This window comes from Sedimentimonas flavescens, assembly GCF_019264375.1.
GTDB lineage: Bacteria > Pseudomonadota > Alphaproteobacteria > Rhodobacterales > Rhodobacteraceae > Rhodobacter > Rhodobacter flavescens.
Genome location: NZ_JAHVAI010000001.1, coordinates 1 through 18,467 on the forward strand (window position 1 = coordinate 1; position 18,467 = coordinate 18,467).

18 protein-coding genes and 2 tRNA genes are annotated in these 18,467 nt (G+C 63.9%); 12 read left to right on the top strand and 8 right to left on the bottom strand.

Features of this window, described 5'->3' with window-relative positions:
- Window positions 1-278 precede the first annotated feature (278 nt).
- Window positions 279-368 (bottom strand) — tRNA-Ser (locus KTQ37_RS00005).
- 257 nt (window positions 369-625) lie between these two features.
- On the opposite strand from KTQ37_RS00005, the gene KTQ37_RS00010 reads away from it, so the two are divergent.
- The 7 genes from KTQ37_RS00010 to KTQ37_RS00040 are packed head-to-tail and all read left to right on the top strand — an operon-like array spanning window position 626 to window position 7,015.
- Window positions 626-1,534, top strand: coding sequence for an SPOR domain-containing protein (locus KTQ37_RS00010; RefSeq protein WP_236020989.1), 909 nt, complete (start codon window positions 626-628; stop codon window positions 1,532-1,534).
- A gap of 14 nt (window positions 1,535-1,548) precedes the next feature.
- On the top strand, window positions 1,549-2,712 hold the full coding sequence (locus KTQ37_RS00015; protein WP_218628417.1) for a D-alanyl-D-alanine carboxypeptidase family protein: 1,164 nt from the start codon (window positions 1,549-1,551) through the stop codon (window positions 2,710-2,712).
- 6 nt (window positions 2,713-2,718) lie between these two features.
- Window positions 2,719-3,330 (top strand): dTMP kinase, encoded by a 612-nt coding sequence (gene tmk / locus KTQ37_RS00020; protein ID WP_218628418.1) that lies wholly within the window; start codon window positions 2,719-2,721, stop codon window positions 3,328-3,330.
- Window positions 3,327-4,445 carry a DNA polymerase III subunit delta' gene (locus KTQ37_RS00025; RefSeq protein WP_218628419.1) on the top strand — a complete coding sequence of 373 codons (1,119 nt, stop codon included), beginning with the start codon at window positions 3,327-3,329 and terminating at the stop codon, window positions 4,443-4,445. The genes tmk and KTQ37_RS00025 overlap by 4 nt, the downstream gene beginning before the upstream one ends.
- 22 nt (window positions 4,446-4,467) lie before the next feature.
- Window positions 4,468-5,271: a TatD family hydrolase gene (locus tag KTQ37_RS00030; protein WP_328799675.1), complete on the top strand. Its 804-nt coding sequence runs from the start codon at window positions 4,468-4,470 to the stop codon at window positions 5,269-5,271.
- Entirely contained in the window at window positions 5,268-6,068 is an 801-nt protein-coding gene (locus tag KTQ37_RS00035) for an MBL fold metallo-hydrolase (RefSeq protein WP_218628421.1), read from the top strand. The genes KTQ37_RS00030 and KTQ37_RS00035 overlap by 4 nt, the downstream gene beginning before the upstream one ends.
- Window positions 6,065-7,015, top strand: coding sequence for an AEC family transporter (locus tag KTQ37_RS00040; RefSeq protein WP_218628422.1), 951 nt, complete (start codon window positions 6,065-6,067; stop codon window positions 7,013-7,015). The genes KTQ37_RS00035 and KTQ37_RS00040 overlap by 4 nt, the downstream gene beginning before the upstream one ends.
- Before the next feature lie 184 nt (window positions 7,016-7,199).
- Here the strand turns inward: KTQ37_RS00040 and KTQ37_RS00045 are convergent, their stop codons facing one another.
- From KTQ37_RS00045 to KTQ37_RS00065, 5 genes are all read right to left on the bottom strand, one after another.
- Window positions 7,200-8,159, bottom strand: a complete 960-nt coding sequence (locus KTQ37_RS00045) for an ABC transporter permease (RefSeq protein ID WP_218628423.1) — start codon at window positions 8,157-8,159, stop codon at window positions 7,200-7,202.
- Window positions 8,160-8,169: 10 nt separating this feature from the next.
- A complete protein-coding gene (locus KTQ37_RS00050; RefSeq protein ID WP_218628424.1) occupies window positions 8,170-9,420 on the bottom strand; it encodes an ABC transporter permease in 1,251 nt (416 codons plus the stop codon).
- A 112-nt stretch (window positions 9,421-9,532) separates the two neighbouring features.
- The gene (locus KTQ37_RS00055; protein WP_218628425.1) at window positions 9,533-10,606 is read right to left on the bottom strand and encodes an ABC transporter substrate-binding protein; all 1,074 of its coding nucleotides are present in this window, start codon (window positions 10,604-10,606) and stop codon (window positions 9,533-9,535) included.
- Window positions 10,607-10,693: 87 nt separating this feature from the next.
- Complete coding sequence (locus KTQ37_RS00060; RefSeq protein ID WP_218628426.1) at window positions 10,694-11,797, bottom strand: ABC transporter ATP-binding protein; 1,104 nt, start codon at window positions 11,795-11,797, stop codon at window positions 10,694-10,696.
- A 396-nt stretch (window positions 11,798-12,193) separates the two neighbouring features.
- Window positions 12,194-12,280, bottom strand: a tRNA-Leu gene (locus tag KTQ37_RS00065).
- A gap of 168 nt (window positions 12,281-12,448) precedes the next feature.
- Here KTQ37_RS00065 and lipB point away from each other — a divergent pair.
- The 3 genes from lipB (at window position 12,449) to ctaD (ending at window position 15,528) form a co-directional block, all read left to right on the top strand.
- Window positions 12,449-13,141, top strand: a complete 693-nt coding sequence (gene lipB, locus KTQ37_RS00070) for a lipoyl(octanoyl) transferase LipB (protein ID WP_413243714.1) — start codon at window positions 12,449-12,451, stop codon at window positions 13,139-13,141.
- Window positions 13,142-13,257: 116 nt separating this feature from the next.
- Complete coding sequence (locus KTQ37_RS00075; RefSeq protein WP_218628428.1) at window positions 13,258-13,662, top strand: c-type cytochrome; 405 nt, start codon at window positions 13,258-13,260, stop codon at window positions 13,660-13,662.
- Between the two features lie 195 nt (window positions 13,663-13,857).
- Window positions 13,858-15,528 carry a cytochrome c oxidase subunit I gene (gene ctaD / locus KTQ37_RS00080; protein ID WP_218628429.1) on the top strand — a complete coding sequence of 557 codons (1,671 nt, stop codon included), beginning with the start codon at window positions 13,858-13,860 and terminating at the stop codon, window positions 15,526-15,528.
- Between the two features lie 51 nt (window positions 15,529-15,579).
- Here ctaD and KTQ37_RS00085 read toward each other — a convergent pair whose 3' ends face one another.
- Window positions 15,580-15,954: a hypothetical protein gene (locus KTQ37_RS00085; RefSeq protein WP_218628430.1), complete on the bottom strand. Its 375-nt coding sequence runs from the start codon at window positions 15,952-15,954 to the stop codon at window positions 15,580-15,582.
- A 131-nt stretch (window positions 15,955-16,085) separates the two neighbouring features.
- Between KTQ37_RS00085 and KTQ37_RS00090 the strand changes: the two genes are divergently transcribed.
- Window positions 16,086-16,595 (top strand): DUF2244 domain-containing protein, encoded by a 510-nt coding sequence (locus KTQ37_RS00090; RefSeq protein ID WP_218628431.1) that lies wholly within the window; start codon window positions 16,086-16,088, stop codon window positions 16,593-16,595.
- A gap of 49 nt (window positions 16,596-16,644) precedes the next feature.
- Here KTQ37_RS00090 and KTQ37_RS00095 read toward each other — a convergent pair whose 3' ends face one another.
- A complete protein-coding gene (locus KTQ37_RS00095; RefSeq protein ID WP_218628432.1) occupies window positions 16,645-17,103 on the bottom strand; it encodes a GatB/YqeY domain-containing protein in 459 nt (152 codons plus the stop codon).
- A 170-nt stretch (window positions 17,104-17,273) separates the two neighbouring features.
- Here KTQ37_RS00095 and carA point away from each other — a divergent pair, with 170 nt between their 5' ends.
- Window positions 17,274-18,440, top strand: a complete 1,167-nt coding sequence (gene carA / locus KTQ37_RS00100; protein ID WP_218628433.1) for a glutamine-hydrolyzing carbamoyl-phosphate synthase small subunit — start codon at window positions 17,274-17,276, stop codon at window positions 18,438-18,440.
- Window positions 18,441-18,467 lie beyond the last annotated feature (27 nt).

Genomic DNA, 18,467 nt, shown 5'->3' on the forward strand with positions numbered 1-18,467 from the left:
AGGGAATTCGCCCCACAAGCCATTGGAATTACAGTGCAATCTGAGGTGCATTTTGCCTCAAATCGGCTCAATTCAAGGAAATTCCCTGTAAATTGACCCGTATCAGGGAAACCCGGTCAAAACCGGACCGCCGAAATCTGGTCTCTGAGACGCATCGCACAGGCTTGCGCAAACAGCCGAAGCAGGATCGTCTCAGCCAAGAGACACCCCGGGAAAGGCTTTGAAATGTCGTGGAAAGTTTGGGGAAAACTGGCCGGTGCGGCAGAGACAGGGGTCGGTGGCGGAGGAGGTGGGATTCGAACCCACGGAGGGCTTTCACCCTCGTCGGTTTTCAAGACCGGTGCATTAAACCACTCTGCCACTCCTCCGACGCCCTTCGCGTAACGCCCTTCACGCGATTCTGAAAGACCCGGGCTTACCGTTTTCCGCTTGCGGTCGGTTGCGCCGCTTTTCATGCCCGCGCGGACGGGGTAAAGTCCGCTCCAGTTCAGGGACGCGCATGATGCGCGGCGCGAGGCGGCCACGAGAGCCGGGGCAGGGCTCTGACGGGCCGGAGATGAGACGCGGCAACAGCCGCGCAGGAAGGGGCATGATGCGCAAGGGATCGTTGTCGCGATACGTTCTGATGCTGGGAACGGCAGTGGCGTTGGCGGGGTGCCAGATGGGCACGGGCGCCGACCCCGAGGAGGCGCCCGCCGATGGCACGCCCCCCGAAGCCGCCGCCGTCCGCACGGTCGAGCGTGACGTCGAAGCGCCCAAGGTTTTCTCGGTTGAGGATCAGGGCCTGTGGGACGGACGCCCCTCGCTTGGGGGCGTATGGGTTGCCCATGCCTCGGTGAAAGACCCCGAGCGCGTCGTGGTGCGCAACCTTTCCAACGGCAAATCGGTGAACTCCGCGTTGTTCCGGCGCGAGCGTGAGAATCCCGGCCCCAAGATCCAGGTTTCGTCTGATGCGGCGGCGGCACTCGGAATGCTGGCCGGGGCGCCTGCAAAGCTTTCCGTTGTGGCCCTGCGTCGCGAGGAGGTACCGGTTGAGCCTGCACCGCCGGCCACCGCCACGCCCTCGGTCAAACCGGCGGCCGATGTGAAACCCGTGCCCAAGCCCGCCGCCGCGATCGCCGCCACGGCCGCCGGGGCCATCGCGAAGGCCGAGGCAGACCCGAAAGCCAAGCCTGCCGAACCCGCGAAGGCGGCGGCCCCGCCGAAACCGGCAGCACCCGCCAAGGCGACAACCGCAAAACCCGAGGCCGCAGCGACCGCTCAAGCCAAACCCGCTGCCCCCGCGCCCGCCGCACCCGCAGGCAAGCTGCTGGTTCAGATCGGCACCTACAGCAGCGAAGCCAATGCGCAGCGCGCGGCAGGAGATCTGCTCAAGAAGGGCGTGAAAGACGTCGTCATCCGCAAGGAAGTCGGCGCGATCAAGACCGTATGGCGGGTCGTCGTCGGCCCGGTCGCCACGTCGGCCGAACGCGACAAGCTGTTGGCCCAGCTCAAGGGCTTCGGTTTCACCGACGCCTACGCCGTCTCGAAATAAGGAATACCAGCCCGATGCAACTGACCCGTCTTTTCACCGTCATCTGCCTTGCACTTCTGGCAGCCCTGCCCGCCCGCGCCTTCGAGACCCGCGCAACGGCCGCATGGGTCTATGACGTGACGACCAACACGGTGCTGCTTGAGAAGAACGCAGATATCCCGCTGCCACCGGCGTCGATGTCCAAGCTGATGACCGTGAACATGCTGTTCGAGGCCCTGCGCGACGGACGCGTGACACTGGATACGAGCTTTGCCGTCTCGACCCGCGCCAAGCAGATGGGCGGCTCGACCATGTTCCTCAATGAGATGGACCGCCCGACGGTGGGCGAACTTCTGAAGGGCATCGTCATCAACTCGGGCAACGACGCTTGCGTGGTGGTGGCCGAGGGGTTGGCTGGTTCGGAAGATGCGTTCGCGCGCCAGATGGGCGAGCGTGCACGCCAGTTGGGCATGAACAACTCGATGTTCGCCAATGCCTCGGGCTGGCCGCATCCGGGGCAGCGCATGTCGATGCGCGATCTGGGCGTTCTGTCCGTGCGGCTGATCTCGGAGTTTCCCGACTATTACCCGCTGTTCTCGGAAACCTCCTATAACTACAAGGACCGCTCGCCCGCCAATGCCAACAACCGCAACCCGTTGCTCAAGATCGCGGCGGCGGACTGGCACGCGGACGGTCTCAAGACCGGGCACACCGAGGAGTCGGGCTATGGCCTTGCCGGCTCGGCCGTGATGGGTGATCGCCGTATCGTCTTCGTGATCACCGGCCTGACCTCGGAAACCGAGCGCGCCCAGGAGGCAGAGGCCATCGCCAACTGGGCGTTCCGCCAGTTCGTACTGAAAACACTGGCCAACAAGGGCAGCCGTCTGGCCGAAGCGCCTGTCTGGCTTGGCGCTGCCGACAAGGTCGGGCTGACCCCGGCCGAGGATCTGTCGCTGCTGATCCCCGCCGCCGCGCAGGACGCCATCAAGGCCGAGGCGGTCTTTACCGGCCCCGTCGCCGCGCCGATCGCGACGGGCGATCAACTGGGCGAGCTGGTGCTGACGATCCCCGGCCTGAACGAACCCAAGCGCGTGGCACTGGTCGCGGCCGAGGACGTGGCCGCGGGCGGATTCATGGTGCGCGTCAAGGCTGCGTTTGCGCGCCTCACCGCCAAGGCCATGCAGGCTGCGAACAGCTGAGGGCAGATGTTCATCACCTTCGAGGGCATCGACGGATCGGGAAAATCCACGCAGGCGCGCCTGCTGGCCGAAGCCCTGCGCGCCGGTGGCTTCGATGTGGTGCTGACGCGTGAGCCGGGCGGATCGCCCGGCGCCGAGGAAATCCGCCGCCTCGTTCTGGAAGGCGACCCCGACCGCTGGTCCCCTGAGACCGAGATCCTGCTTTTCACCGCCGCCCGCCGCGACCATCTGGAGCGCACCATCGCCCCCGCACTGGCCGCCGGGCGCATCGTGATCTGCGACCGTTTCGCGGATTCGACCCGCATGTATCAGGGCCTCTCGCGCGGCGATCTGCGCGGGCTGGTGGATCAGCTGCACAGCCTGATGATCGGGCGCGAGCCCGACCTGACCTTCCTTGTGGATATCGACCCTGCCGTGGGCCTTGCGCGTGCCAAGGGCCGTCGGGGCACCGAGGAGCGGTTCGAAGACATGGGCCTTGCGATGCAAGAGCGGATGCGCGCAGGCTTCCTGGCGCTGGCGCACGAGTTTGCCGAACGCTTCCGGCTGGTCAACGGCGCCCGCCCGACCGAGGAGGTCACAGCCGAGATCCTCTCGCTCACCCGGGCGGCGCTGGCATGAGCAGCAAGACCGCCGACATCCCCGATCCGACGCAGGTCGAAGGTGCGATCCACCCGCGCGACACACTGCACCTGATGGGGCAAACGCGCGCCGAGGCGGATTTCCTTGACGCCTTCACCTCGGGCCGGATGCACCACGGCTGGATGCTGACCGGCCCACGCGGCGTCGGCAAGGCGACGCTGGCGTGGCGCATCGCGCGCTTCCTGCTGACGCAACCCACCGATGATGGCGGCCTTTTCGGCGCACCCCCACCGCCCACCAACCTCGAAACCGACCCCGAGCACCCTGTCTGCCGCCGCATCCACGCGGGCTCGGAACCCGGTGTGTTCCTGCTCAAACGCGGGTTGAACGCAACCGAAACGGCCCTGTCGCAGGACATCCGCGTCGATGAGGTGCGCAAGCTCAAAAGCTTCCTGCACCTGTCGGCAGCCGAGGGCGGGCGGCGCGTTGTCATCGTGGACAGCGCCGACGAGATGAACACGCAGGCCGCCAACGCGCTACTTAAACTGCTCGAAGAACCGCCGCCGCGCGTGACCTTCCTTCTGATCTCGCACCAGCCCGCGGGGCTTCTGCCGACGATCCGCTCGCGCTGCCGCGAGTTGCGGCTGGCTACGCTTGCACCTGAAGATATGGCCGCCGCCCTCGCCGCAGCAGGTGAGGCGGTCGAGGCCGACACCGCCGCCCTTGCCGCGCTTTCGGGCGGATCGGTGGGCGAGGCGATCCGGCTTTTGAACCTCGACGGCCTTGCGACCTACGAAAAGCTCGTGGCGCTGTTCGGCAGCCTGCCCCGGCTTGACCGGGTGCGCGCGCTGGCGCTGGCCGACAGTATCACCGGCAAGCAAAACGAGCCGCGCTATGACCTGATGCTGGGGCTGATCGAACTGTTCCTGGCGCGCCTTGCCCGCGCGGGCGTGGCCGGACCTCCGCCCCTGGAGGGCGCGGCAGGCGAGGCGCAGGTGATCGCCCGCCTCAGCCCCGATGGCTACGCGGCGATGAAATGGGCGGCATTGCACCAGACCCTTGGCGCCCGCGCGCGCCATGGCAAGGGGGTCAACCTTGACCCTGCGGCGCTGGTCATGGATATGGTTCTTGAAATCACGGCGGCCGCCGCCTGAGCCGCCCATAAAGGACCTGCCCGTGGCCGAGACCGAAACCCATCCGCCCGAAATCGTCGACAGCCACTGCCACCTCGATTTCCCTGATTTCGCCGAGGAACTGCCCGAGGTCATCGCCCGCGCCCGCGCCGCTGGCGTGACGCGCATGGTCACCATCTGCACGCGCCTGCGCAATGAACCCTCGGTTCGTGCCATCGCCGAGGCGCATGATGGCATCTATTACGCCGCAGGCACCCATCCGATGAGCGCGGCGGAAGAGCCCCTGGCCTCCGTCCAGGACCTCGTGGCTCTCGCCCGCCACCCCAAATTCGTGGGCATCGGCGAGACGGGCCTCGATTACCACTATACTGCCGACAGCGCCGAGGTGCAGAAGGCCTCGCTACGCATCCATATCGAGGCTGCGCAGGAAACCGGCCTGCCGCTGATCATCCACGCCCGTGCCGCCGACGCTGATATGGAGGCGATTCTGGCCGAGGGGCTGAAATCGCGCCCCTATAGCTGCATGATGCATTGCTACTCCTCGGGGCCGCGGCTGGCGCAGGCCTCGCTTGAGATGGGCTTTTACCTGTCGATGTCGGGCATCGCGACCTTCCCGAAATCGACCGAGGTACGCGAGATCTTCGCCGCCGCCCCCCTCGACCGCATCTTGGTCGAGACCGACGCCCCCTACCTTGCCCCCCCGCCCCATCGCGGCCGCCGCAACGAGCCCGCCTATACCGCGCTGACCGCAAAAATCGGTGCGGATCTCTACGGCGTCAGCTATGCCGAGTTTGCCGCCGCCACCTCGGCCAATTTCGACCGCCTGTTCTGGAAGGCCAAACGATGACCCGGATGCGTTTCACGATCCTCGGCTGCGGCTCGTCCGGCGGGGTGCCCCGCATCGGCGGGCACTGGGGCGAGTGCAACCCGGACAACCCGAGAAACCGCCGCACCCGCTGCTCGATGCTGGTCGAGCGCGTCTCGCCCCATGGCACGACCCGCGTGCTGATCGACACCTCGCCCGATCTGCGCGAGCAACTGCTGCGCGCAGGCGTGGGTGAGCTGGACGCCGTCGTCTACACCCACAGCCACGCAGACCATGTCCACGGGCTGGACGATCTGCGCCAGATCACCTTCAACATGCGCCGCCGCCTGCCGGTCTGGGCCGATAGCGACACGCAAGAGGCCCTTCTGAACCGCTTCGGCTACGCCTTCGTGCAGCCGCCGGATTCGAACTACCCGCCGATCTGCGACCTGCGCGCGATCCACGGCACCTTCGAGATCACCGGCGCCGGCGGCCCGATCGAGCTGCACCCCTTCCGCGTCGAGCACGGCAATATCGACGCGCTCGGCTTCCGCATCGGCGACGTGGCCTACCTGCCCGATGTCAGCACCATCCCCGAGGAAGCCTGGTCGCATCTGAACGGCCTTGAGTGCTGGGTCCTCGACGCGCTGCGCCGCACGCCACATCCGACCCATGCGCATCTGGCCCTCGCGCTGGAATGGATCGAGCGTGTCAAACCGGCATCGGCGGTGCTGACCAACATGCATATCGACCTCGACTATGACGATGTCGCAGCCGAGACACCCGAACACATCCGCCCCGCCTATGACGGGCTGGTGTTGGAGTTCGCCGCGCAATGAGCGCGCTGATCGACGTCATCCTGCCCGTCTTTCTCGTGCTCGGCTTCGGCTACGTCGTCTCGTGGCGCGGCCTCTTTTCCGACGCAGCGGTCGACGGGCTGATGCGCTTTGCGCAGAACTTCGCCGTGCCGGTGCTGCTCGCGCGCTCCATCGCGATGCTCGACCTGAGCACGAGCTATGACGCGGGGCTGATGATCTCGTTTTACGCCGGCGCGCTGACCTCATTTGCCATCGGGATCACGGCGGCGCGGGTGATCTTCCGCCGCACCGGTCCGGATGCGGTCGCAATCGGCTTTTGCTGCCTCTTCTCGAACTCGCTCCTGCTCGGCATCCCGATCACCGAGCGCGCCTATGGCCCCGACGCGCTGGCGGGCAACTTCGCCATCATCTCAATCCATTCGCCCCTGCTGTACACCATTGGCATCGTCGCGATGGAGGCCGTGCGCTCCGCAGGAACGGGCGCGGGGCTGAGCCGCGTGGGCTTCAACGCACTGATGGGTGTGCTGCGCACCCCCCTCGTAATCGGCATCCTGTGCGGTTTCGCGATTCAGATCCTGCGGAAAACGACGGGGCAAGACCTTCCGGGGCCTGTCTGGGCAGCGATGAACATGATGGCCAACGCTGCCCTGCCCGCCGCCCTCTTCGGCCTTGGCGGTGTGCTCTTCCGTTATCGCCCCGAGGGCGATGGGCGCGCGATAGTCATGGTCTCAGCGCTCTCGCTGATCGTGCATCCGGGTATCGCCTATCTGCTTGGGCATTGGGTCTTTGCGCTCGATACGGCGGCGCTGCGCTCAGCGGTGATAACAGCGGCGATGGCCCCGGGAGTGAACGCCTATCTCTTCGCCAATATGTATGGCGCCGCGCGACGGGTCGCCGCCTCTTCGGTCCTGGTTGCAACGGCAGCTTCGATCCTGACGATCTGGGCCTGGCTCGCGATTCTTCCTTAAACGTTGGGCGCGCTGCCCCCTCGGGCCTGGCGGCCCTCACCCCCGGGATATTTAGACAAAGACGAACACGGGCACCGTTCCCCTTTCGGCTTTGCGCAAATATCCCGGGGGGGTGAATTTGCGAATAGCAAAGAGGGGGGCAGAGCCCCCCTTTTCGCATCGTTTGTCTCTAGTTGACTGCAGCTTACTGCGGGCTGACCCCGCGAAGCCGCTCCGAGCGCCGGCGCAGAAGCTCGACCGTCGTCAGCAACAGGATCGAGATCATCACCAGGATCGTCGCCACGGCGAGGATCGCGGGCGAGATCTGCTCACGGATACCGTTCCACATCTGGCGCGGGATCGTCTGCTGGGTGTGGTCGGCGATGAAGAGAACTGCGACCACCTCGTCGAACGAGGTCACAAAGGCGAATAGCGCGCCGGACACCACGCCCGGCATGATCAGCGGCATCACGACCTTGAAGAAAGCCGTGCGCGGGTTTGCCCCAAGGCTTGCGGCCGCACGCACCAGCGACTGGTCAAAGCCCGAGAGCGTGGCCGTCACCGTGATGATGACGAAGGGGATACCAAGTGCCGCGTGCGCCAGGATGATCCCCAGGTACGAACCCGCCAGACGCGTCCATTCAAAATGGAAGCCCCCCTCAAAGCTCGGCACCGGCAGCTTCATCCAGGAATAGAAGAAGAACATGCCCGTCGCCGAGATGATGATCGGCACGATCATCGGCGAGATAAGGACCGCCGTGATCTGCTTGCGGTAGGGCATTTCGGGCCGGGTCAGGCCCAGGGCGGCGATCGTGCCAAGCGCCGTCGACAGGATCGTCGCGAAGAAGCCGATGATGATCGAGTTCTTGGTCACCTGCATCCAGGTCGCGTTGCCCCAGAAGTCCGACCAGAACGAGGCGCCGCGCTCGGCCTCGGGGTTCTGCATCCCGAAGGTCAGCAGGCTGTCATACCAGCGCATCGAGTACCCCTCGGGGTCGAGCGTCAGCATCTTCTCGGTGAAGGTGAAGTAGGGCTCGGCGTTGAAGCTGAGCGGGATCACGATCACGATCGGGGCGATCAGGAACAGGAAAATCAGTCCGCAGATCACCAGGTAGCTATAATGCCAGGCTTTCTCGAGCGGGCTTGCGTAGGTGGGAAGCGCCATATCTCTCTCCTCAGCCGAGCTTCATCTTGTCGATGCCAACCAGGCGATCGTAGATCCAGAAGAAGATCAGAACGATGGCCAGAAGCATTGCTGCCAGCGCCGCGGCGAGCGACCAGTTCAGCGACTTCTGCATGTGGAAGGCAATCATGTTGGAAATCATCTGCCCGTCGGCGCCACCGACAAGGGCGGGGGTGATGTAGTAGCCCATCGCGAGGATGAAGACCAACAGCCCCCCTGCGCCGATCCCCGGCAGGGTCTGCGGCAGATACACCCGACGGAACGCAGTCCACGAGGTTGCCCCGAGCGAGCGCGCGGCGCGCACATAGCTGGGCGGGATCGTTTTCATCACCGAGTAAAGCGGCAAGACCGTGAAAGGCAGTAGGATATGCGTCATCGCGACGATCGTGCCGGTCTGGTTATACATCATCTGTATTCGGCCGTTCTCGTCGATCAGGCCCGCCCAGACCAGCATGTCGTTCAGCACGCCCTGGCTTTGCAGCAGCACCATCCACGAGGTCGTACGCACCAGCAGCGAGGTCCAGAACGGCAGCAGCACCAGGATCATCAGGAGCATCGCTTTGCGCATCGGCAGCACCGCCAGAAGATGCGCGATCGGGAAGCCGAGCAGCAGGCAAAGCGCGGTGATCTCGATCGACATCGAAAGCGTGCGCCAGAACAGCGTCTTGTAGATCGCCTGCCCTTCCGCCACCGGCACGATCGAGCCGCTCGAGTCGCGCGTCAGATCAAGGGCCGCAAGGTAGAAGTCAAAGGTGAAGGGCGATGACGCCGAGCGCATGGCACGCCAGATATTCGGATCATCCCACTTCTTCTCCTCGGCCAGAACCGCCTCCTTGAAGGGGGGCTCGAACTTGTCGGCCTTGCGCGCGGTCGAAGTGAACATCGAGCGCGTGCCCGAGACGTCGTAGTTGATACGCGTCCCTGCCGCGCCCGCGGTCTTGTCCTTCTTCATCAGCGCAAGGTCGGCGGCGAGCGCGGCATAGGCGCTTTCGTCAATGGCCGAGCCTTCGGGGTTGGCGTCGAACCATTCGGCCAGGTTCGGTGCAGCAGAACTGAAGGTGTCGTTATAGAACGACTGGTACAGCATCTGGCCGATCGGCACGATGAAGCTGATCATGATGAACAGAAAGAGCGGCGCAACGAGCAGGAAGGCGCGGCGGCGCCGCGTCGCGAGCGAGGCCGCAAGCGCCGCCTTCAGCGGCTTGCCATCGGCTGTGGTCAATAGGGCGGTTGCGTCGGTCATTCGGTTCCCTCTGGGAAAAATTCTACCAAACGCACCCAGATGGGCGCGCGATCAGGGATCTCTTACGAAGAAAAGGCGGGCGGCACCGCATCGGGTGCCGCCCTGCGCAGGATCAGTTGGCGAGCCAGGCGTTGAACCGCTCGCTCAGTTCGACGTCGTGGTCAGCCCAGAAGGTCGGATCGGTCCAGATCGGGTTGGTCAGGTTGTCCGGGTTGGTGGGCATGTGCGGCGCCATCTCGGTCTTGCCGTCCTGATACATGCCGACGAGGGCCGAGGACGATTTGCGCGCCGGGCCGTACGAGATGTACTTGGCCTGGTCGGCAAGACGCTGAGTGTCGGTCGAGAAGGCCAGGAACTTCTTGGCATCTTCCAGGTGCGGCGCGCCCTTCGGAATGGCCCAGAGGTCATAGTCCATATAGGCGCCGTCCCAGATGATGTTGAACGGCTTGTTCTCGGCGATCATGGCGTTGAAGATACGGCCGTTGTAGCCGGTGGTCATGACAACTTCGCCATCGGCCAGCAGCTGCGGCGGCTGCGCGCCAGCTTCCCACCACACGACCGAGTCCTTGATCGTATCGAGCTTGGCGAGGGCGCGTGCGACGCCTTCCTCGGTGCCGAGGACTTCATAGACTTCGCTGCCCGGAACGCCATCGGCGACCAGAGCCATCTCGAGCGAGCGCTTGGCGGCTTTCAGCAGGCCGCGCTTGCCCGGATACTTTTCGGTGTCGAAGAAGTCGGCCAGGGTGCTCGGCGGATTTTCCGGGAACTTCGAGGCGTCATAGGCGACAACCGTGGCCCAGACGATGTTCGCGACGGCACAGTCCTGGATAGCGCCCGGAACGAAGTCTTCGGTCGCCGGGGTGCCATCGGGCGCCGGGGGCAGCATCGCCGGGTCGATCTCTTCCAGCAGACCTTCGTCGCACAGACGGATCGCATCCGACAGCTCGATATCGGCGAGGTCGATCGAGACGTTGCCGGCCTCAACCTGCGCCTTGAGCGGCGTTGCCGGGTTGTCGGCATCGATCGAGTTCACCTTGACGCCGGTCATCTCGGTGAAGGGCTTGTGGTAAGCCTCCACCTGGCTGACGGTGTAGGCGCCACCCCAGGACACCACGTTGAGCTCTTGCGCGCTGGCAGCGAAGCCAGTCGCGATCAAGGCCGTGGTCAGCATCATTGCTTTCTTCATTGGTAACTCCCGTGTTGATTTTATGTACTTTTTTTCACGTTGGCCGCGCTGGCGCGGCAAGGAGGCGGGTTTTCCCGCCTTCCCGACTTACATAGGTTCAAGGGCGCGGGCGTCCTGCGGATGCCAGCCGATCTTGATCTTCTCGCTCGGACGCAGCTTGGTCTGACCAAGCGTATTGCGCGATTTCATCACGAAATCCTCGGTGCCCGCGACCCGCATGCGCGTGCGGAAGATGTCGCCCATATAGATGACCTCAAGCACTTCTGCGTCAACCATATGCGCCCCCGGGGGCATCATATCGGCCTTGAACTCGACCCGCTCGGGGCGGATCGAAACCAGGGTTTCCTGCCCCACGCTGCGCACGTTAACGGGCGTCGCGTCGATCAGTTCGCCCGTCGCAAGACGCACGGTGCAGCTATCGCCATCCAGCGTCTCGACCGTGCCCGGCAGCTTGTTGTTCTCGCCGATGAACTGGGCCACGAACGAGTTCTGCGGACGTTCGTAAAGCTCATCGGGCGGAGCCAGTTGCTGGATGCGGCCATCGTTGAACACGGCGACGCGGTCCGACATGGTCAGCGCCTCGCCCTGGTCGTGGGTCACATAGACCACGGTGATGCCGAGCGTCTCATGCAGGTGCTTGATCTCGAACTGCATATGCTCGCGCAGTTGCTTGTCGAGCGCGCCGAGCGGTTCGTCCATGAGCACGAGCTCGGGGTCGAACACGAGCGCGCGGGCCAGCGCGATCCGCTGTTGCTGGCCGCCCGAAAGCTGCGCAGGACGGCGGTTGGCAAATTTGCCCATCTGCACCATGTCGAGCGCGCGCATGACCTTGGCCTCGCGCTCGGATTTGCCCATGCCCCGCACTTCGAGCGGAAAGGCGAGGTTCTCGCCAACCGTCATGTGCGGGAAAAGCGCATAGTTCTGGAACACCATCCCGATGCCCCGCTTGTGCGGCGGCATGTCGTTGATGTTCTTACCCGCAAGGCGGATCTCACCATGTGTCGCAGTTTCGAAGCCGGCAAGCATCATCAGGCAAGTCGTCTTGCCCGAGCCGGAGGGGCCGAGCATCGTCAGAAACTCGCCCTTGCCAATCGAAAGGTTCAGGTCTTTGACGACAAGCGTTTCGCCGTCATAGCTCTTCTGGACATGGTCGAATACGACGAATCCATCGTCGGTGGCAGCAGTGTTCAAATTCGGGCTCCCCGTCGGTTTTTTTGGTTCGTTAGCTCCCGTGCACCGAACTAAAGCAAGGGAATTTCAGGAATTCAACCCGCAATTCCATTCTGGCTCGTCAGTCTTTCCGCCCCCTCCGTTTCGGTCACAAAACCGTCAAAAAGCGTCGCCTTGCGCGCAGGCGGCGACCAGATTGCTCATGCTGCAAGAGCAAAATGCTCTACCGGGGGGAGTGCGAATAACGCGACGTCACGCAACCCAGGCGCGAGCGAATTGACGCAAGGAACCCCTAGAGCCGCGAATCACCTGTCGATTCGAGATGGAATGCTGTCCGGAACGTGCGAAAAGCGATGCCGCCAGAGCCAAAAAAGCATAGCCCGGACCAAGGTCCGGGCTATCGCGGCTTTCAGCCAATGGTGCGGTCGAGAAGACTCGAACTTCCACGGGAGTTACCCCACAGCGACCTCAACGCTGCGCGTCTACCAATTCCGCCACGACCGCACTGTCTTGGCTGGTGTGGCGGCGTATTAGCCGAGGCTTTCGCCGATGAAAAGCGGATTTTTCGCTCCTGATCGAAATTCTTTCCGGCTTAGAGCGCGCGCCTCGCAGGCACAGGCTTCGGGCGTAATTGCCTTGAGCGCGCGCGGCTCTTCCCCTAACTCGGAAGAGCTGACACCGGAGGCGCAGATGGTCGAGTGGATCCGTTCCGACACCCCCGTTCCCTATGAAGAGGCTCTGGCCTTCATGGAGGCGCGCGTGGCCGCGATTGCCGCAGGCACAACTGATGAGGCGATCTGGCTACTCGAACACCCGCCGCTCTATACAGCAGGCACCTCGGCCCGACGCGAAGATCTGGTCGATCCCGACCGCTTTCCCGTCCATGAGGCCGGCCGCGGCGGGCAATACACCTATCATGGCCCCGGCCAGCGCATCGTTTACGTCATGCTTGACCTTAACCGGCGCGGGCGCGACGTGCGCTGCTTCGTGCGCCAGCTCGAACGCTGGGTTATCGACACCCTGGCCGAGTTCAACGTGACCGGCGAAATCCGCGACGGGCGCGTGGGTGTCTGGGTCGCCCGCCCCGAGAAGGGTAGCGGCGCCGACGGCCACCCCGCCGAAGACAAGATCGCCGCCATCGGCGTCAAACTGCGCCGCTGGGTCAGCTTTCACGGCATCTCGATCAACGTCGAGCCGGACCTGAACCATTTCGCCGGAATCATCCCCTGCGGCATCCGCGATCACGGTGTCACCAGCCTTGTCGATCTGGGGCTTCCGGTGACGATGGAGGATCTGGACGCGGCGCTGGAGCGCAGCTTCGGGCCGGTCTTCGACAATGGTCGGACGCCGGACCGCTGCGAATGACGGAAATGTTGCTGACGCGACCTTTTGCCCCGTGGTAAGAGGGGGCAGCGCCCTTTAAGCGGCGTAACCGCCCTCCCGGCATCGCCGGGCCGAGATCAGTTATTAAGGAAGATGCGATGAAGATCAGCCTTTACGCCACCCTCGCCGCTATGGCCCTTGCCACCCCCTCCTTCGCCGGTGACGCAGCCGTCGGTGAAAAGACCTTTGCCAAGTGCAAGTCCTGCCACATGATCGTTGCGCCCGATGGGACCGAGATCGTCAAGGGCGGCAAGGTTGGCCCGAACCTCTACGGCATCGTCGGCCGCGCGGCCGCCTCGGTCGAAGGGTTCAAGTACGGCGACGGCCTCACGAAAGCAGCCGAGAACGGCCTGGTGTGGGATGAGGCGCTGATCGCAGAATATGTCGTCGATCCGACCAAGTTCATCGACACCCACGGCGGCGAAGGCAAGTCGAAGATGACCTTCAAGCTGGCCAAGGGCGGCGAAGACGTCGCGGCCTATCTGGCCTCGGTCGCACAGTAATCTCCTGCCCAGCAGGAACAGGCCCGGTCGGAGCAACCTCCGGCCGGGCCTTTCTTTTTCCGCTCGCCGCAGTGCCGCGACATTTTTTCGCAGTTTGCGCGCTTCTGTGATTGCTGCGCGACAATTTGCCCATTACCCTGCGCCGAAGCGGCCCGTGAACGGGAGATATCGGGCTGCGCGAAAAGGGAGATCAGTATGGCGGACGCAGCCGTTCACGGCCACGGCGACCATGACACTCGTGGGTTCTTCACCCGCTGGTTCATGTCGACCAATCACAAGGATATCGGGATTCTCTATCTCTTCACCGCAGGGGTCGTCGGCCTCATTTCGGTGATCTTCACCGTATACATGCGGATGGAGTTGATGGATCCGGGCGTGCAATACATGTGTGCCGAGGGCGCACGCTTCATCGCGTCGGATGCGGAATGCACCCCGAACGGGCATCTGTGGAACGTGATGATCACCTATCACGGCGTGCTGATGATGTTCTTCGTCGTCATCCCGGCACTGTTCGGAGGTTTCGGCAACTATTTCATGCCCCTGCACATCGGTGCGCCGGACATGGCCTTCCCGCGCCTCAACAACCTCAGCTACTGGCTTTACGTTGTGGGCGTCGCGCTCGGCGTGGCCTCGCTGCTGGCGCCGGGTGGCAACGGACAGTCGGGCTCGGGCGTGGGCTGGGTGCTTTACCCGCCGCTTTCGACCAATGAGGCCGGTTATTCGATGGACCTCGCGATTTTCGCGGTCCACGTCTCGGGCGCCTCGTCGATCCTGGGTGCGATCAACATGATCACCACCTTCCTGAACATGCGTGCCCCTGGCATGACGATGCACAAGGTGCCGCTGTTCGGCTGGTCAATCTTCGTGACCTCGTGGCTGATCCTGCTGTCGCTGCCGGTTCTGGCAGGCGCGATCACCATGCTGCTGATGGACCGTAACTTCGGCACGACCTTCTTCCACCCGGAAGGCGGCGGTGACCCGATCCTATATCAGCACATCCTGTGGTTCTTCGGCCACCCCGAGGTCTATATCATCATCCTGCCGGGCTTCGGCATCATCAGCCACGTCATCGCCACCTTCGCGCGCAAGCCGATCTTCGGCTACCTGCCGATGGTCTATGCGATGGTCGCAATCGGGGTTCTGGGCTTCGTCGTCTGGGCGCACCACATGTACACCGTGGGCATGTCGCTGCAGCAGCAGAGCTACTTCATGCTGGCCACGATGGTCATCGCGGTGCCCACCGGCGTCAAGGTTTTCTCCTGGATCGCAACGATGTGGGGCGGCTCGATCGAGTTCAAGACGCCGATGCTCTGGGCTTTCGGCTTCCTGTTCCTGTTCACCGTGGGCGGCGTGACCGGCGTGGTGCTGTCGCAAGCCCCGCTCGACCGCGTCTATCACGACACCTACTACGTCGTGGCGCACTTCCACTACGTGATGTCGCTGGGTGCGGTCTTCGCGATCTTCGCCGGTGTCTATTTCTGGATCGGCAAGATGTCGGGCCGTCAGTATCCGGAATGGGCGGGCAAGCTGCACTTCTGGATGATGTTCATCGGTTCGAACCTCATCTTCTTCCCGCAGCACTTCCTGGGCCGTCAGGGGATGCCGCGCCGCTACATCGACTACCCGGAGGCCTTCGCCTACTGGAACAAGATCTCGTCGATCGGCGCCTTCATCTCGTTCGCCTCGTTCCTGTTCTTCATCGGTATCGTGTTCTACACCCTCACCCGCGGTGCGCGTGTGACCGAGAAGAACTACTGGAACGAATACGCGGACACGCTGGAATGGACCCTGCCCTCGCCGCCGCCCGAGCATACGTTCGAGCAACTCCCGAAGCGTGAGGACTGGGATCACTCGCACGCCCACTAAGGCGCTTACAGATTGATGAACGGCCCCGGAGCGATCCGGGGCCGTTTGCATTCAGCCCCTTGGCAATGCCCGATGCGCAACCAGCGCAAGCACCGCCCAGATCACGATGCGCAGGCTCATCGCACCCACCGTACGCATCTCATAGGCACCACCCCCAGCGATGTGGAGTGCCAGCGCCGCACCCACGGCGAGGCTTGCAAGCACGATCGCCGCCGAGAGGGGCCGGGCAAAGCGCCGTGCGGCCCACATTCCCCAGCCCGCCGCCAGATAGGCAAAGCCCGCGAGGAAGTTGAACCACAGCACGAAGGGCACGACCGCCCCCATGTCCTTGCCACCAAACAGCGCGCCCCAGCCCGAGAACAGCGTTAACGCGCCAAACGCCAACGCCACTGCGCCAGCCACTTTCAGCCCTGTCGATTTCACCATCGGAAACCCTCCTCCGCTATCGAAAGGATAGCGGCAAGTGCCCCTTCACACGATGCGGCATGGACGCCCGCCAAGGCTTGCGCCCTGCCCCCCTGCGCCCTTAGGCTGCTCTGGCGCGAACGAGGGAGGCGATGCCCTACAGGTGGTCCGAAGACGAGGCCGGCACGGTCAGGCTGCGGCTCTGGCCCTATCGGTCGCTGCCCAGGCGCGGCTTCGTTGCCTTCATCGGCGTGACCGCCGGATTCCTTGCCGTGCCGCTCCTGGCCGTTCTGGGCTCAAAGATCCTCTGGGCTCTGCTACCCTTCCTGCTGGCCACGATCTGGGCGATCTGGTTCGCGCTGTCACGCTCTTACCGCTCGGGCGAGGTGCTCGAAGAGCTGACGCTGTCCGCTGAACGCATCACGCTGACCCACCGCGCGCCAAGAAGCGATCCGCTTATCTGGGAGACGAACGCCTATTGGGTTCAGCCGATGCTGCATCCGACCGGTGGGCGCGTGCCCGATTACCTCACCCTGCGCGGCGGACCGCGCGAGGTCGAGATCGGCGCCTTCCTGACCCCCGAGGAGCGCCGCGCGCTGTTTCGGGAACTCCTGCAACATCTGGCCGAACATCGCCACTCGGACCCCGGTGCGCAGGCATGAAAAAGGGGGCCGAAGCCCCCTTCGTCTATAGCTATTCCCGTGCAAGCACTCAGCCGAGCTTGTCCTTGACCATCGGCCCCACCGCGCCGAAATCCATCTGACCGGTGTATTTCGCCTTCAGTTCGCCCATCACCCGACCCATGTCGCGGATCGAGCTGGCACCGACCTTGGCGATGGCTTTGTCGATGGCTTCCAAGACTTCCTCGGCGCTCAATTGGCGCGGCAGGAATTCCTCGATGACGCGGGCTTCGCCGATTTCCTTTTCGGCCAGTTCAAGCCGCCCACCCTCTTCGAAGGCGCGTGCGGATTCCTGGCGCTGCTTGACCATCTTGCCCAGGATCGCCAGCACCTCGGCATCGCCGACTGAGCCCCCGTCGCCCGTGCCGCGCAGCGCGATCTCGCGATCCTTGATGGCCGCATTGATCAGGCGCAGCGTCGAAAGCCGCTCCTGCTCTTTCATCTTCATCGCATCCTTGAGCGCCGTGGCAATTCGCTCGCGCATGTCCATGGGGTCGTCCTCGTTTCAGAACCAAGAGCGCCAGAATAACCGTAAGCGCGGCCGGGTGCAATCTTGCTAACTTATTGATTTTATTACGCAACAGTAATAACCCTTACCCCCTTGACCCCGACGCCCTCCCCCCGTAGGTTCCAGCAGATTTTGCCCCGGGGAGTCGCGCCATGCCTGCAAGCCACCAGTCATCGGAAAAGCCCACCGCGCTGATCGCGCTGGCAGACGGGCAGCTGTTCTACGGCAAGGGTTTCGGTGCCGTGGGCGAGACGGTAGCCGAACTGGTGTTCAACACCGCCATGACCGGCTACCAAGAGATCATGACCGATCCGTCCTACGCCGGTCAGGTCGTCACCTTCACCTTCCCGCATGTCGGCAACGTCGGCGTGAACCCCGAGGATGACGAGACGACCGACCCGGTCGCCGCCGGTCTCGTGGTCAAATGGGACCCGACCGAGCCGTCGAACTGGCGCGCCTCGGAAAACCTCGTCCACTGGCTGGCCAAGCGCGGCCGGATCGGCGTGGGTGGCATCGACACCCGCCGCCTGACCCGCGCAATCCGCCAGCAAGGCGCGCCGCACGTGGCGCTGACCCACAACCCCGATGGCGAGTTCGACATCGAGGCGCTGGTCAAGAAAGCGCGCGAGTGGAAGGGCCTCGTCGGCCTCGATCTGGCCAAGGAAGTCACCTGCGCGCAGAGCTATCGTTGGGATGAGATGCTTTGGGCCTGGCCCGATGGCTATTCCAAACGCAGCGAGCCGGGCCTGAAGGTCGTGGCTATCGACTACGGCGCCAAGCGCAACATCCTGCGCTGCCTCGCCTCGGCGGGCTGCGATGTGACCGTTCTACCCGCGACGGCGACGGCGGAAGATGTGCTCGCGCTCAATCCCGACGGCGTGTTTTTGTCGAATGGCCCGGGCGACCCGGCCGCGACCGGCACCTATGCCGTGCCGATGATCAAAGGTGTGCTGGAGAAAGACCTGCCGGTCTTCGGTATCTGCCTTGGTCACCAGATGCTGGCCCTGGCGCTTGGCGCCAAGACCATCAAGATGAACCACGGCCACCACGGCGCAAACCACCCGGTGAAAGACCTCACCACCGGCAAGGTCGAGATCACCTCGATGAACCATGGCTTCGCCGTCGATGCGCAGACCCTGCCCGAAGGCGTGACCGAAACACATGTCTCGCTCTTCGACGGGTCGAACTGCGGCATCGCGATGAAGGATCGCCCGGTGTTCTCGGTGCAGTATCACCCCGAAGCCAGCCCCGGCCCGCAGGACAGCTACTACCTGTTCGACCGCTTCGCCGAGGCCATGCGCGCCCGCCGCAGCGCCTGATTGAATATATTCCACAAGAGCCCCCTT